Origin of the sequence: Pseudocitrobacter cyperus, assembly GCF_039889165.1 — a bacterium.
Classification (GTDB): domain Bacteria; phylum Pseudomonadota; class Gammaproteobacteria; order Enterobacterales; family Enterobacteriaceae; genus Pseudocitrobacter; species Pseudocitrobacter cyperus.
Genome location: NZ_JAYMYY010000003.1, coordinates 119,786 through 133,604, shown reverse-complemented (window position 1 = coordinate 133,604; position 13,819 = coordinate 119,786). Strand labels below are relative to the sequence as shown.

Sequence of the window (13,819 nt, the reverse complement as noted above, 5' to 3'; positions counted from 1 at the left end):
CCGTCCTTCTTTTTTCTGATTTCCTGCCGCCGGGTTTGGCGCTATCCGGTTATTCGACCAAACTTATCGTTATGCGTCTTTGTCTCAGGATAACCATGAAAAATATTGCAATTGTCGGCGTCGGGCCTACAGGGATCTATACCTTCTATTCACTCATCGAACGTGGTGAACCGCTCGCCATAACGCTTTATGAGCAGGAGAAAGAAGCGGGGGTTGGCATGCCCTACAACGATGAGAATACTGCGACGTTGATGCTGGCAAATATCGCCAGCATTGAGATCCCGCCTGTTTTTATTACCTATCTGGAGTGGCTGCATAAGCAAAGCGACAGTTATCTGGCGCGTTTTAATATTGTGCGTGAATCGCTGCACGAGCGGCAATTTCTACCTCGCGTGATGCTCGGTGATTATTATCGCGACCGCTTTCTGGCGCTGGTGGATAAAGCAGAACGCGCAGGTTTTACGGTAACGGTGCGGGAAAACAGTAAAGTCATTGATTTACAGATCCCGGAGAACGGCGTGCAGATTTGGACGGAGGGCCACACGAAGCCTGAGTTGTTTGACTTTGCGATTGTCGCCACCGGTCATCTCTGGCCTGAAGACGATGACTCGCCGCGCGATTTCTTCCCCAGCCCCTGGACAGGCCTGATGGCAGCCCAAATAAAGCCGTGCCGGGTAGGCATTATGGGCGCTTCGCTGAGCGGCCTTGATGCTGCAATGGCCGTGGTCTCTCAACACGGAAAATTTATTACCCATGACGGCAAAAGCGTGCGTTTCGCCCTCAACCCGGAGAGCAAAGGGCTTGAGCTGACCCTGATGTCGCGTACCGGTATTCTGCCCGAAGCCGATTTTTACTGCCCTCTTCCCTATGAACCACTAGCAATAGTGACTGAAAATACCATTGAGCATGAGATAGCCAAAGGCAGTGACGGCCTGCTTGACCGGGTATTCCAGCTTATTGTCGCTGAACTCGAACAGGCAGACCCGCAGTGGAGTGCGCAAACAGGGCTAAATACACTGACTGCCGACACTTTCGGTGATGTATGGTTTGCCGAGAGGAAAAAGCACGATCCGTTTTACTGGGCGCAGGAAAATCTTGAAGAAGCGGAACGCAATAAACGCGAGAAACATACAGTGCCCTGGCGTTATACCGTCCTGCGGCTACATGAAGTGGTCGAGGAAATTGTTCCCCACCTGAATGAACTGGATAGCAAAAGATTCAAAACAGGATTAGCGCGCGTTTTTATCGATAATTACGCCGCAATCCCTTCCGAGTCTATCCGCCGCCTTCTGGCATTGCGTGAAGCAGGAATTATACGCCTCCAGGCTCTGGGACAAAAATACGAAATGAAAGTACAGGATAATCTTACAACGATTATTACTGAAGATACTCACTATGCCTTCGATATATTTATCGATGCCAGAGGACAGAAAGCATTAAAAACGAAAGATCTGCCCTTCCCTTCTCTGCGTGAGCAATTGCTGAAGTGTAGTGATGAAATCCCCGATATTGGCGAGGATTACACATTACAGGAGCCCCAAAATATACGTGGCCGTGTCGCTCTTGGCGCGATCCCGTGGCTGATGCATGACCGTCCATTTGTACAAGGGTTGGTGGTTTGCGCAGAAATTGGCGCTGCAATGGCTAAAGGCGTGATGCAACAAGCCTCCGGAAAAAGAAAAAAGAGAGTACAGATGGATTAAAATCTGAGGGCATAGCGAGTGATATTAATATAACAGACGGAATGTTTTTTACGCACAAATAGGTTGCACGAGTGTAAACAAAAAGAGAAAAATAGTAAAACTTAACGTGATAAACCATCCAAATGACCATCATCACAAAACCACCAATAAGGAATAGTCACCGCAAGGTGGTTTTTTGCGCATGGAAAAACGCCAAAACAAAGCATTTAAACCTATAAAACCACATAAAACAGGAATTAAACACCAAAGCCTGTCATTAGGTTATTTTATATTCTTTTATTTTATCTATTTCCCTCCCTGTGATTAAATAACGACATCTTCAGATAACTATTTGTTAAAGTCAAAGCGAATTAACGCAATAGTTAGTTTTCACTCAATATACTAAAATGAGAGTTCGATATATTATGTACAGACGAATAGTTACGCTGACATTTTCTTTTATCATATTGATGTTTCTAAGCAGTCAAATTGCTATGGCATCATGTGGTATAACATTGGGAAGCGTTAAACAGTCTAATAAATCATTAAACCTCTCAACGGCATTTTCTACATCAACGACATATACCGTATCTTATACAACAAGCTGGTCAGGTTCTATGACCTGTACGACCGGTATTTTTGATACAGTCTACTTTTTTGATGCTTTTGGCGGAAAACCCGTCTATATGAATTTCACGAGTACCGATGGCGCACATGATTACTGGATTAAAGTCACTAACCAAATCACAGGGGATACAAAAGCAAGCGTTTCCGGGATTACGGGTTTGCATGGTATGAGTAACTACCAGACTCAATATACCACTACATTTGAGTTGTTAGATGCTGCCCCCAGCGGAGTTTCCGATTACACAAAAACGACAACGAATGGATCTATTAATCTCTACCCCGCCATCCTGAGCGACGGTGATTCCAGTTCTAAATATGATTGTGTCCTGGTCTGGAGTTGTTCCACTTATGCAGAAAACGTCTGGGATTATATGATGAATGACACGGCTAAGTGGTCAACGGCCCGCTATATGGCGAATGAAAAGTTGAGTGTGCAATTCGAGCCAGAAGAAACCACATGCAATATGACCAAGGACATCACCGTCAAACTTCCAGCCACAACGGTGGATATTCTGGCGGCAAATGGCGAGGCGCCGGGTATCAATTTCCGTTTGCCTATCTCCTGCCGCGATGCGCTGGGAGATTTGATGTCGACACGACACATTACAGCATGGTTATCCAGCAATGACATCCTGAACAGCGCCGACACGGGCACTATCCTGGTGAATGAGGACTCAGAAGCGGGTGGTGTAGGCGTGTCCGTTCGTTCATCAACCACCGGGAGCGATCTCACCTTTTCGACAGGCACAGCAAAACTTGGTGCCACAACCGTGCTGGATATCGCGGAAAATGACTCTGTCGAATCGGCGTTCAACGTTAATCTTTATGCGTATTACAAAGTCTACGATGCCTCGGCATTAAGTACCGGTTCAGTCGTGGCGACCGCTCAATTGATGTTTGGCTACGATTGACGGAATAATCCCGGGGTGATGAATCTGGCTGGAATGACGACGGGGTATCCCACTGATCCAGCCTGATTTTCCGGCAACTGTTAAAGAGGTCAGGCAGGTCATCCCTGGCCTGCCCCCTGGACGCACAAATCCAGGCCATTCGACGTAATTTCAGTGGCAGAACGCTATTTCAACGTCGTTTAATTATTTCATATTGTCTTTCTGCATCATGGCGTCTTTTTTCATCATAGCGTCGTGTTTCATTTCGTCTTTTTTCATCATACCGTCATGCTTCATGGCATCTTTTTTCATCATGCCATCGTGTTTCATTTCATCTTTTTTCATCATGCCATCATGTTTCATAGCGTCTTTTTTCATCATGGCGTCGTGTTGCATGGCGTCTTTTTTCATCATGCCATCGTGTTGCATGGCGTCTTTTTTCATCATGCCATCATGTGACATTGCATCCGCTGCAAAAGCAGAACCCGCGGACATGAACATAGTGCCGATAATTGCTGCGATGAGTTGTTTTTTCATGGATTTATCTCCTGCATATTGTCTGTATAGTTTGTTTGTAAAAGTTGTCAGGCAGCCTGTTAGCTGCCCCCGAACCAGTTGTAACCCTGGTCCTCCCAGTACCCACCAGGGAAGCGGTTCGTCACCTCTATCACCCTGATATGTTTTGGATTCTTGTACCCAAGCTTTGTGGGTATGCGCAATTTCATGGGATAACCATATTCCGGCGGTAGCGTGTTGCCGTCATATCCCAGCGCCAGTAACGTCTGTGGATGCAAGGCTGTCGCCATATCGATGCTGGTGTAATAGTCATCCGCACATTTAAAACTGACGTATTTCGCAAAGAGATCGGCACCTATTGCCTGCAAAAAATGCTTAAAAGGAACCCCATCCCAGCGTCCGATGGCGCTCCACCCTTCCACACAAATATGCCGGGTGATTTGGCTGACCTGCTGCAAATGATGCAACTGAGGTAATGTCCAGGGACGCTTGTCCTGTATCAACCCGGCAAGCTCCAGTTGGTAATCCTCGCCATTAACCTTGGGGATCTCATCCTCACCATAAAAGGCGTTGAACGGGAATGGACGGGTGATCTGGCTCTCCTGATAAACTGGCGCTAATTGGGTTTGGCTAAACAGCAACCCCTGTAGACGATCGTTAACGCGCGACATGCGATTAAGAACCTCTTCCGCCTGGCTGTTGTCACTGATGTCACAACCGGTAAGCAGCGCCATGCCTCCCAGCGTCAAGCCCATCTTCAGGAAATGCCGGCGGCTTTCCCCGGAGAGCCGACGCTCAAGCAATTGGCTGGCTTCGCGTAACAGGTCGCTTTTATCGTTCCGGGTTATCTTTTTTTTATTCTCAGGCATGGTGAATCTCAACGACCGCGAATCATGGCAAGTAATGTTTTCGGTACCAGCACAACCATCAGTAAATGTACGGCGATAAAGAGAACAATCAGCGACATACAGGCAAAATGCACCAGCCGTGCTGACTCATAGCCGCCCATTAATTCCCGCAGCAGCGGAAACTGCACCGACTTCCAGACAACCAGCCCGGACATTACCGTCAGGATGCTGAGCAACACGACGCCGACATAAGCAAGTTTCTGTATCATGTTGTATTGGCTTAGATCGTCGTGGCTCAGTTTGCCACGCACCGTCAGACCGACTTCCTGTACTAACGCACGCAGAGAAAACGGCCGGTACATCCGGCGCATACGCCCCGTAACGATGTTGCAGGTCAGATAAAACACGCCGTTCAACACAAACAGCCACATCGCGGCAAAATGCCACTGCAACGCGCCCCCCAGCCAGCCGCCTAATGTGAAGGCATCCGGAAAATCGAAATTAAACAGCGGCGATGCGTTGTAGATTCGCCAGCCACTGGTGATCATCATCAACATGGCTAATGCATTGATCCAATGAGAGATTCTCAACCATAAGGGATGAATCATTTTCATTGGGATCTTGTTCGGTTTTGTCATCCCACTTTCCCCAAAGCCTTGCGATATCAGAAGCGCTTGCAAACCTACCATCTGGTAGGTAGGATGAGCGAATCGTATTCCGCATAACGCATGCTGTCAAGAAGGAACCCTGGTGTTAAGGGAAAATATTCACCGCTGATTAGCGAGTAAAAGGTTGCTGAGGAATTTTATCGGATACGGTTAAAACGGTGATGCTGGTAAAGTACGGCGCACCTTTAAGAAAAGTTAACCCGGGATGATACATGACCACATACGATAAAATAATCAAACTGGCTGATACCTGTATCCAGCGTGATGGATTTCACGGCTTCAGCTTTTCTGATCTGGCTGAAGGTGTCGGGATCAGGAAAGCCAGCATTCATCACCACTTCCCAAGCAAAACGGATCTTGGGTTGGCGTATTGTGACTATAAATACGCGCTTTTTAAGCAGTTAGATGAACGCCTACAGGCCATTCCGGCAGGTGCGCAAAGGCTTAAAGGTTATCTTGATGCATTTTCAAACTGTGCGCAGCAAGGTGAAATGTGTGGAATCTATACCATGCTTTCTGACAGCCACACCTTTCCGGCCGAATTACAGCAGGCGGTTAACAAGCTGGCGCAGAGCGAACTGGATATCCTCGAAGCATTGCTTCTTTCAGGCGCGGAGTGCGGCGAGCTGTCGTTAAACCGTCTGTCGGCCCGGGAACAAGCCGTTATCGTTAGCGCATCGCTAAAAGGCGCGCTGATGCTTAATCGCTTGCCTCCCCATGATGCCTATAACAAAACCTCTGCCGCATTACTGAAAACCCTGAGCGCCAACAACATATAAGCCATTGTTTAAGTTTAGAGAATATATTAACAGCAGAAATTAACGAGGTGATTAATATGGAACAGGTCAAAGTCGCACTTATCACCGGGGCATTATCCGGTATCGGTAAAACAACCGCAGAACTTTTCGCAAATAAAGGTTACAAAGTGGTCATTTCTGGTCGACGTCAATCGGCCGGGGAAGAGTTTGAAGCACAACTGCAAAAAATTAATCCGCAGGTGCGGTATAAAAATGCCGATATGAGTAACGAAGATGAAATCAAGGCACTTATTGATTTCACCGTTGCCGAATTTGGTTCATTAGATATCGCCATTAATGCTGCGGGTCTGGAAGGCATTCAGCAGAGTATCACTGAAGTCACCCAGGAGAATATCCAGTCCGTATTCAACACCAATGTGTTTGGTGTCGCTCTGGCGATGAAATATGAAATTGCTGCAATGCTCTTAGCCAAACGCGGGAGTGTCGTGAATGTTTCGTCGGTGGCGGGTCATACGGGAATGCCCAACTCAGGCATTTACGCCGCCAGCAAATATGCTGTAGAAGGCCTAACCCAATCCGCAGCGCTTGAAGTGGCAGCCCATGGCATTCGTGTTAATGCTGTCGCACCGGGCCCGGTTGAAACACCGATGCTCGATCGCTTTGTCGGTAATGATAGCAATGCAAAAAATGCGTTTATTCAAAGCTTACCGGCCCAAAAAGCATCGACTACGGAAGAGATAGCCAAAACCATTTTATTCATCGCGGATGGTGGTGTTGAGACAATGATTGGTCAAATTATCACTGTCGACAGTGGATATACGGCCTGACATTTCCCCCCGACCTCCCCACCCTCATCTCTGATGGGTGGTCAAACCGCCAGGCCCGATAAGCCTGGCGGTAAAACATTTAGATGAGGCTATACAATAAAGCTGAAACCGTCGCGATACCGCTTATCATGACCATAACGGAAGTGAAACTACGAAGGGGCTTTAGAGCGATTCTCGTGAAAATCAGATACGTTGGGATCAAAAACAGGAAGATTGCAATCAGCGGCCCACAGACCGTTTCAATCATATTAATCACATCGGGATTGAGATATACCACAATGGATGTGGCGATAAACATTAGCACCAGGATCATCGCTCTTAAGCGCCGGATGTGACTGGTTCGCGTAACACTGAATGCGTCTGCGACAAGAATACTGAATGTCTCCGCCACCGGCATGGAAATGCCTAAAAAAGATTTCGTCATGCCCACGATAGCAATAAAGGGAGCCAGGAATAGCATGATGCCCAGATGGCTATCTCCGCCTATCACTGACAATACATTCAGATTTTGCTCTTTGGCCATGATAAACGTCTCGCGAGGCGTGCTCAGGAGACAACTCAGGACAAAAAAGAGAATGCTAAAAATAATTAAAACATAGGCTGCCCGGATAACCTGAACCGATTTTGTCTCCCCCCCGGCACCCGGTTCACGATAACCGGATGCGAGCGCTGGGATCAGTGGCGCAGAGCAGAGGGAAAAAGCAATCAGAGGAAGCGTGAGCCAAATTCCCTTCAGGGAATCATCAGCAGATTTTCCATGAGTTTGCTGCCAGGCATGAGTAATATTTGATATATCCCAGGCCGGTATTTGCGTGACGGCAATCAGAATGATGGCAATAGCAAACGGCATTGCCAGCGCCCCCATTGTTTTGACGACCTTATCACGGCCTTTGCTTATCACCAGATACATAAGCAGTAAGACGGTAATCGTCAGCACCCCACGATTAATATCTCCCAGATGCAGGCGTTCCGATAAAAAATGGCTCAATGCATTCACCAGCGATACTGCATAGACCAGCGTGACGGGATAATGCGCCACACAGAAAAACAGCTTGATCGCCTGACGCCCCTTAGGCCCAAAAAAAGAACCAAAGAGAGGAAGGGAACGGTCTTCTGTATGCGTATCACGCATGAATACTCTACAAATGAGTACGTGCGGGATCATTGAAAGCGGAAAACTTAAAACCAGCAGCAGAAGAAAAACGAGTGGGCCACGAGTGCCGATTTCGATGGGTAAAAAAAGTGTACCAGCACCGACGGTGGCGCCATATACCCCCATCATCCATATGGTATCTTTTACTGTCCACGGATGACGATGTATTTCGTTAGCGTTCTTCATAATATTCATTAATTTATTGATAAAAGACGGGTGCCATAGATGACAAAGTCAAAGCGATAAGTTCATTCCTAAGCAAGGAGAAAGTACTGTTGCAATAACCAATTATGCATTTTTCAGATGAACCATAGTACCGATACTATATGGCAGTATCAAGCCAACTATTTAACTCTGTATTTTATCAATATTAACGCTATATCTTCCCTTATTTCTCCCATTATCATTAATAATGATAACGTTCTTTAAACATTTCACATTTAGAAAAAGAAAGGCAAATTTCCCACACTTCGTTCAGCATTCTGGACAGATAAAAATCGTGTATTCCGCCAGGGTTCAAGTGTTCAGACACCACCGACGGAATATGAAAATCAATATTAACAACGGCTCAGAAGATTATCAGGGCCCTGTATACGCTTGTTTTCGGACAATTAAGCCGGGTGAACTTCCTGACGTGAAGTGAAAACGGTCAAAGCAGCGGCGGCAGCGAGCAACCCACCACTGAGTGCAAACGCACTCTGCCAGCCAAGGTGGTCAAACACCATGCCGCCGACCGTTGAACCCAGCGCAATAGAGAGCTGGATCACAGCGACCATCAATCCGCCTCCCGCTTCCGCATTGTCGGGAAGCGTGCGTGCAATCCATGCCCACCAGCCCGTCGGCGCGGCGGTTGCCAGCAATCCCCAAAGACCTAATAGCAGCGCGACAACCCAAATGCTTTGGCCGATCAGAATCAACGCCATGGCGATAGCCGCCATCCACAGTGGAATGGCGACCAATGTTGGGTAGAATTTTGCGTTAAGGAAAATAGAAATAATCAGTGTGCCGACAAAACCCGCCACACCGATAGCAAGCAGGATCAGAGATAAGCCGGAGGAATCAACCCGCGTCACCGTCTCCAGAAACGGGCGCACATAGGTAAATAGCGCAAACTGCCCCATAAAGAACAGGCCACAGGCCAGCATGCCAACCGCAACAATGCGGCGGCGGAATAAGTGAAATACAGAACCCCGTGACGTGTGGCTTTTATGAGCCTCCATGTCGGGCAGACTGATAAGCTGCCAGATAAAGGCGGCAACCGCGACGGGAACCAGACACAAGAAGGCACCACGCCATCCGATAGTTGCGCCAAGATAGCTCCCCAATGGCGCTGCCACGACCGTCGCCAGCGCATTACCGCCGTTAAATATCGCCAGGGCACGCGCGACCTGATGTTGTGGCACCAGACGAATCGCCGTTGCCGCAGACATCGACCAGAATCCGCCAATCGCGATGCCTATCATGGCACGACCCGCCATATACACCAGGTAACTGGAAGCCAGTGCGATAACAAGCCCCGAGATTGCCATCAGGATCGTCATTCCCATCAGCAGGTACTTGCGATTCGCATTTCCGGCCAGTGTCGAAAGGGTAAGACTGGTCAGAACCGCCAGCGCGCCGGAGATGGCGATCCCCTGACCTGCCAGCCCCTCCGTCACGTTTAAATCCTGGGCTATCGGCGTAAGCAGGCTGACGGGCATAAATTCAGAGGCAATCAGCACAAAGACGCACAGGGTCATGGCAAAAATGCCGCCCCAGTAATCGTGCTGATGATGAGGTGATGGGGTTTGGCTTAATGTAGACATACACTGATTTCATCGCGGCAAGAAGTGAATCCACCCGCTATCAGCGGGTGGATTAGAGGGTTATTTCAGGCTGGTTTTGAAGAACTCGTCAAATTTTGCGAAGGGGATCTTCCCGGCGACGTTGTCGTATAAATCAACATGGTTTACCCCCGGAACAATCACCAGTTCTTTCTGTTTACTGCCGACGGCTTTATAAGCATCTTCAGCAAAATAGCGTGAATGCGCTTTTTCACCAGTCACGATAAGCGTCGGTATAGTGATTTCACCGGCGTAGCTCAGCAGCGGCATATTCATAAACGACAGCGGCATCGTTGCCGTCCACGCTCCCGTAGAGTTAACGGAGCGCTCATGGAAACCGCGCGGCATGCGGTAGTAATCAAAGAACTCTTTCAGCACCGGATGCGGATTTGCCGGCAGCGTTTCAGGCAAAATGCGATCGCCCGCGCTGATCTTACCGTTGCCATCGACGTTAATATCATGACCACCGTGAGCGAAGGTTCCGCTCTGCGCATCCTTCCAGCGCTGTTCATTCAGATACTGCAGAACAGCACGACGGTCGGCTGTGGAATAACGGTCTTTGCCATCACCCACGCCATGACCCATCGCCCGGCTCATGTCGTACATCACGCTGGTTGCCACCGCTTTAACGCGAGTATCCATCGCAGCATCGTTCAACGCCATGCCACCCCAGCCACAAATACCGAGCAGACCGATACGGTTGCGATCCACCTCTTTTTGCAGTCCTAAGAAATCCACCGCCGCGCTGAAATCTTCAGTGTTGATATCCGGTGAGGCGACGTTTCGCGGATAGCCGCCGCTTTCCCCCGTGTAAGAAGGATCGAACGCCAGGGTAACAAACCCTTGTTCCGCCAGCGTTTGCGCATACAGGCCGCTGGATTGCTCTTTCACCGCGCCAAAAGGCCCACTGACCGCAATTGCCGCCAGTTTGCGATCGCCACGATCTTTGGGCAGGTAAAGATCGCCCACTAAGGTGATGCCATATCGATTCTGGAACGAGACTTTACGATGATCGACTTTCTGGCTCTCGGCGAACGTCTTATCCCATTTATCCGTCATAGAAACAGGGGCATTCGGATTGGTTGAATCAGCATAACTCATCGTCGTAACTCCACTTAATGATGCGAATAACAGCATGGCCGGCATCGCGGTTTTTAGCGTTCGGGTGAAGGCTTTCATAAAAATCCCCATGAGAAACAAGAGAGAAACACAGGTTTCCTACGGACAACGCTGCGGTGCTTTGTTTTGATGGGGTCATTATAGTGAGCAGAATTAGTGCTGATTAGAGGGCGATTACTGCTAAGATTGATACCATATTGGTATAAATCAATCCTGTATTTGCTGTCATTCACGGGGATTATTCAATGGCGAAAAGGGAGAACTACAACGAGTTGTACCTGTTTATGCAGGTGGTGCGGGAAGGCAGTTTTACCGCCGCGGCTAAGAGGCTTAGCCTTGCTCAGTCAGGAGTCAGCCGTTCTGTGCGTGAGCTTGAAGAAAGGCTGGGCGTCCAGTTGCTGGTGCGCACCACGCGTAAACTGTCGCTGACGCAAGCAGGAGAACAGCTTTACCAGAAAACCGAATCAGGATTTGATACGTTGGATCTGGGGCTTGCCACGCTGGCGCATTATCGTGAAACCCCCTCAGGTACGGTGCGCATCAATGCCAGCCAGCACGCGATTGATAAATGCCTTCTGCCAAAGCTTGCCGTCTTTAAACAGCGCTATCCAGATATCAGGCTCGAACTCATAAGCGAGAGCCGATTCATCGACATTATTGATGAAAGATTCGATGCAGGCATCCGTCTGGGGCCGGAAGTCGAACAAGGCATGGTCGCGGTACGCATTACTCCCGATATGGAGATGGCCATTGTGGGGACTCCTGAACATTTTCGTCGCTACGGTTTTCCGCAAACCCCGACGGATTTAAAAGCGCATCCCTGCATCGCCTATCAGTTTGCCGACGGTAGCGTATATCAGTGGGAACTCACTCAGGATGATAAAAAAATCACCCATCAGCCTGAAGGGCAGTGGGCCCTGTCTGACAGCTATATGGAAGCAGAAGCCGCCCGGCTGGGTCTGGGGCTGGCCTATGTCCCTGTCGAGCTGGTCGCGGATGATTTAGAACAGGGTAAGCTTATCAGGGCGTTGCAGCGATACAGTCTGCGAATGGAAGGGTTGTTTCTTTATTATCCTCATCGCAACGTTTCCCCTGCCCTGCGAATGGTCATTGATACGTTGAAAATCTGAACGTTACGATGACAGACTCTTCACAGTGCAGAGTTATGTCAGGCAGTTCCTCTGCTTTCAATTGCAGGGTGGTTTTGAGCGAGGAGCGGAAGTTGGCAAATCCAACAACAAAATGACTAACATTGAGGTGTTTTAATCAACGGGGAGCAGGTCAGCCGGTGTTTTCCTTCCCGCTCATAAGTGCCAGAAGGCTTGGGAGGAAGTATAAACATCCCAGAAAAACGAACCATTAATTTTTTAAGAGTCTCCAGGCCGCCAACTTCCCCTCATGGCACAAAGCGACCATCCATCCGTTCCCCTCAATCTCCCAGCGACATCGGTTTTGCCCCACCCGGCGGCAAACCAAACAACTTCCGTATCCAATTAAGAAACGCCCCATACGGTCGACCCAATAACAACATCATCAAGGTAGCACCGAGTGTACCCTGTACTAATCCACTGCCCGATGCACCACTAAACGCAATGATCGCAGCATAGATTGGCACCTGAAAGCTCACCAGAGCAATACTGTCCCATAACACTTTTGATATCCGGCCTGATCGCGCGCACTGCATTACCCAATCCCGCCATAAGCCATAAGGACGGGCAACAGGCACCATCAACACTGCGCCAATCAAACGTGCATGCAGAACTTGATCCCACGACATACCCGCGACAAATCGTTCATTAATAATGCCAGTTGTCGTGAAAAATATAATCAACGCAGTCGTATCCGCAATAAATGCAGTTCGGCGAATGCTCTGGTCATGAGGTTGAGGCAAAGTACATTTCCTCTTTTGGGTAACGCGACAGGTGCGGGAGTAGAAGAATGGGTAGTTTAGGTTGTATTTGCTAAAGCGGGGTAACAGAACTAACTGATAAATCATAACGTTTTGATTTATCAGGAGATTGGAGCGGGCGAAGGGAATCGAACCCTCGTATAGAGCTTGGGAAGCTCTCGTTCTACCATTGAACTACGCCCGCTTCGGCGTGTGCGAGGAGCATTATAAACCTTATGCCCTCGCTGGCAAGCCTCATCGCCACTGACTGGCGATAAAATAGTCTTTTAGCACTTAGGCTTACTGCCCTGCGGCGGTAAGTAGCGCAGTGGATCAATCGCCGTGGCACGGTAGCGAATCTGGAAATGCAGCCGCACAGAATCTGCGTCGCTGCTGCCCATCGTGGCAATCTTCTGGCCAATCTTCACGCTTTGGCCGTTGTTGACCAACAGTGTGTCGTTATGCGCGTAGGCCGTAATGTAATCTTCACTGTGCTTAATCATGATTAAATTACCGTAGCCACGTAGTTGATTGCCCACGTAAACCACTTTCCCCGCGCCTGCGGCGTACACTGCCTGCCCACGGCTCCCGGCGATATCAATGCCTTTGTTCCCGCCATCCGCGGTGGAATAAGGCATGATGACTTTTCCGCTAGTCGGCCAGCGCCAGCAGCGTTGCCCTACCGGCGGCCAGGAGGACTGCGGCACCGCAGAAGATGGCGTAACTTTTGCCGTGCTGGTCGATTTTTTACCCAGCAGCTTCGATGAGCCACCGGTCTTAATCTTCTGCCCCACCTCAATGGTATAAGGCGGTTTAATGCCGTTCAGGCGCGCAAGCTCAGCAACGCTGGTGCCGGTCATGCGGGAGATCCGCGACAGCGTATCACCACGCTTCACGGTGTAGACAGAACCGCTGCTGTCAGAGCCCGATTTATTCCCGGAACAGCCTACCAGCAGCACGCCGAGGAGCAGGCACAGTAAAAATCGCATTGGCTGGATACTCAGGCTTCCTGCTCGCAAA

General features: G+C 49.1%; 13 protein-coding genes and 1 tRNA gene. 5 read left to right on the top strand and 9 right to left on the bottom strand.

The features are described from left to right. The first annotated feature begins 95 nt into the window (after window positions 1-95). Together VSR74_RS12200 and VSR74_RS12195 are read left to right on the top strand one after the other, a co-directional pair. The gene (locus VSR74_RS12200) at window positions 96-1,703 is read left to right on the top strand and encodes an FAD-NAD(P)-binding protein (RefSeq protein WP_347794984.1); all 1,608 of its coding nucleotides are present in this window, start codon (window positions 96-98) and stop codon (window positions 1,701-1,703) included. Window positions 1,704-2,299: 596 nt separating this feature from the next. After that, a complete protein-coding gene (locus tag VSR74_RS12195) occupies window positions 2,300-3,220 on the top strand; it encodes a fimbrial protein (RefSeq protein ID WP_347794983.1) in 921 nt (306 codons plus the stop codon). Between the two features lie 183 nt (window positions 3,221-3,403). On the opposite strand, the gene VSR74_RS12190 is transcribed toward VSR74_RS12195, so the two are convergent. Genes VSR74_RS12190 through VSR74_RS12180 form a run of 3 tightly spaced genes read right to left on the bottom strand, consistent with a single transcriptional unit; the run spans window position 3,404 to window position 5,201 of the window. Further along, on the bottom strand, window positions 3,404-3,736 hold the full coding sequence (locus tag VSR74_RS12190) for a pentapeptide MXKDX repeat protein (RefSeq protein ID WP_347794982.1): 333 nt from the start codon (window positions 3,734-3,736) through the stop codon (window positions 3,404-3,406). 59 nt (window positions 3,737-3,795) lie between these two features. Continuing rightward, on the bottom strand, window positions 3,796-4,584 hold the full coding sequence (locus VSR74_RS12185) for a molybdopterin-dependent oxidoreductase (RefSeq protein WP_347794981.1): 789 nt from the start codon (window positions 4,582-4,584) through the stop codon (window positions 3,796-3,798). Window positions 4,585-4,592: 8 nt separating this feature from the next. Beyond that, the gene (locus VSR74_RS12180) at window positions 4,593-5,201 is read right to left on the bottom strand and encodes a cytochrome b/b6 domain-containing protein (protein WP_347794980.1); all 609 of its coding nucleotides are present in this window, start codon (window positions 5,199-5,201) and stop codon (window positions 4,593-4,595) included. A 242-nt stretch (window positions 5,202-5,443) separates the two neighbouring features. On the opposite strand from VSR74_RS12180, the gene VSR74_RS12175 reads away from it, so the two are divergent. Then, complete coding sequence (locus VSR74_RS12175) at window positions 5,444-6,010, top strand: TetR/AcrR family transcriptional regulator (RefSeq protein WP_347794979.1); 567 nt, start codon at window positions 5,444-5,446, stop codon at window positions 6,008-6,010. A 56-nt stretch (window positions 6,011-6,066) separates the two neighbouring features. Then, window positions 6,067-6,816: an SDR family NAD(P)-dependent oxidoreductase gene (locus tag VSR74_RS12170; protein ID WP_347794978.1), complete on the top strand. Its 750-nt coding sequence runs from the start codon at window positions 6,067-6,069 to the stop codon at window positions 6,814-6,816. 79 nt (window positions 6,817-6,895) lie between these two features. Here the strand turns inward: VSR74_RS12170 and VSR74_RS12165 are convergent, their stop codons facing one another. The 3 genes from VSR74_RS12165 to VSR74_RS12155 form a co-directional block, all read right to left on the bottom strand. Further along, entirely contained in the window at window positions 6,896-8,098 is a 1,203-nt protein-coding gene (locus VSR74_RS12165; RefSeq protein ID WP_347795246.1) for an amino acid permease, read from the bottom strand. Between the two features lie 482 nt (window positions 8,099-8,580). Next, window positions 8,581-9,708: an MFS transporter gene (locus tag VSR74_RS12160; protein ID WP_347795245.1), complete on the bottom strand. Its 1,128-nt coding sequence runs from the start codon at window positions 9,706-9,708 to the stop codon at window positions 8,581-8,583. Between the two features lie 126 nt (window positions 9,709-9,834). Beyond that, a complete protein-coding gene (locus tag VSR74_RS12155; RefSeq protein ID WP_347795244.1) occupies window positions 9,835-10,893 on the bottom strand; it encodes an alpha/beta hydrolase in 1,059 nt (352 codons plus the stop codon). A 263-nt stretch (window positions 10,894-11,156) separates the two neighbouring features. On the opposite strand from VSR74_RS12155, the gene VSR74_RS12150 reads away from it, so the two are divergent. Beyond that, a complete protein-coding gene (locus VSR74_RS12150) occupies window positions 11,157-12,041 on the top strand; it encodes a LysR family transcriptional regulator (protein WP_347794977.1) in 885 nt (294 codons plus the stop codon). 299 nt (window positions 12,042-12,340) lie between these two features. On the opposite strand, the gene alaE is transcribed toward VSR74_RS12150, so the two are convergent. The 3 genes from alaE to actS form a co-directional block, all read right to left on the bottom strand. Then, entirely contained in the window at window positions 12,341-12,907 is a 567-nt protein-coding gene (gene alaE, locus VSR74_RS12145; protein ID WP_347794976.1) for an L-alanine exporter AlaE, read from the bottom strand. A gap of 23 nt (window positions 12,908-12,930) precedes the next feature. Further along, window positions 12,931-13,004, bottom strand: a tRNA-Gly gene (locus VSR74_RS12140). Window positions 13,005-13,086: 82 nt separating this feature from the next. Continuing rightward, window positions 13,087-13,788, bottom strand: coding sequence for an amidase activator ActS (gene actS / locus VSR74_RS12135; protein ID WP_411914255.1), 702 nt, complete (start codon window positions 13,786-13,788; stop codon window positions 13,087-13,089). Window positions 13,789-13,819: the final 31 nt, after the last annotated feature.

Excerpts from the sequence above, each read along its gene's own strand:
- alaE (WP_347794976.1), bottom strand. The coding sequence starts at position 12,907 with ATGATTTATCAGTTAGTTCTGTTACCCCGCTTTAGCAAATACAACCTA.
- VSR74_RS12150 (WP_347794977.1), top strand. The coding sequence starts at position 11,157 with ATGGCGAAAAGGGAGAACTACAACGAGTTGTACCTGTTTATGCAGGTG.
- VSR74_RS12170 (WP_347794978.1), top strand. The coding sequence starts at position 6,067 with ATGGAACAGGTCAAAGTCGCACTTATCACCGGGGCATTATCCGGTATC.
- VSR74_RS12190 (WP_347794982.1), bottom strand. The coding sequence starts at position 3,736 with ATGAAAAAACAACTCATCGCAGCAATTATCGGCACTATGTTCATGTCC.
- VSR74_RS12180 (WP_347794980.1), bottom strand. The coding sequence starts at position 5,201 with ATGACAAAACCGAACAAGATCCCAATGAAAATGATTCATCCCTTATGG.
- VSR74_RS12195 (WP_347794983.1), top strand. The coding sequence starts at position 2,300 with ATGACCTGTACGACCGGTATTTTTGATACAGTCTACTTTTTTGATGCT.
- VSR74_RS12185 (WP_347794981.1), bottom strand. The coding sequence starts at position 4,584 with ATGCCTGAGAATAAAAAAAAGATAACCCGGAACGATAAAAGCGACCTG.
- VSR74_RS12155 (WP_347795244.1), bottom strand. The coding sequence starts at position 10,893 with ATGAGTTATGCTGATTCAACCAATCCGAATGCCCCTGTTTCTATGACG.
- actS (WP_411914255.1), bottom strand. The coding sequence starts at position 13,788 with ATGCGATTTTTACTGTGCCTGCTCCTCGGCGTGCTGCTGGTAGGCTGT.
- VSR74_RS12165 (WP_347795246.1), bottom strand. The coding sequence starts at position 8,098 with ATGATGGGGGTATATGGCGCCACCGTCGGTGCTGGTACACTTTTTTTA.
- VSR74_RS12200 (WP_347794984.1), top strand. The coding sequence starts at position 96 with ATGAAAAATATTGCAATTGTCGGCGTCGGGCCTACAGGGATCTATACC.
- VSR74_RS12160 (WP_347795245.1), bottom strand. The coding sequence starts at position 9,708 with ATGACCCTGTGCGTCTTTGTGCTGATTGCCTCTGAATTTATGCCCGTC.
- VSR74_RS12175 (WP_347794979.1), top strand. The coding sequence starts at position 5,444 with ATGACCACATACGATAAAATAATCAAACTGGCTGATACCTGTATCCAG.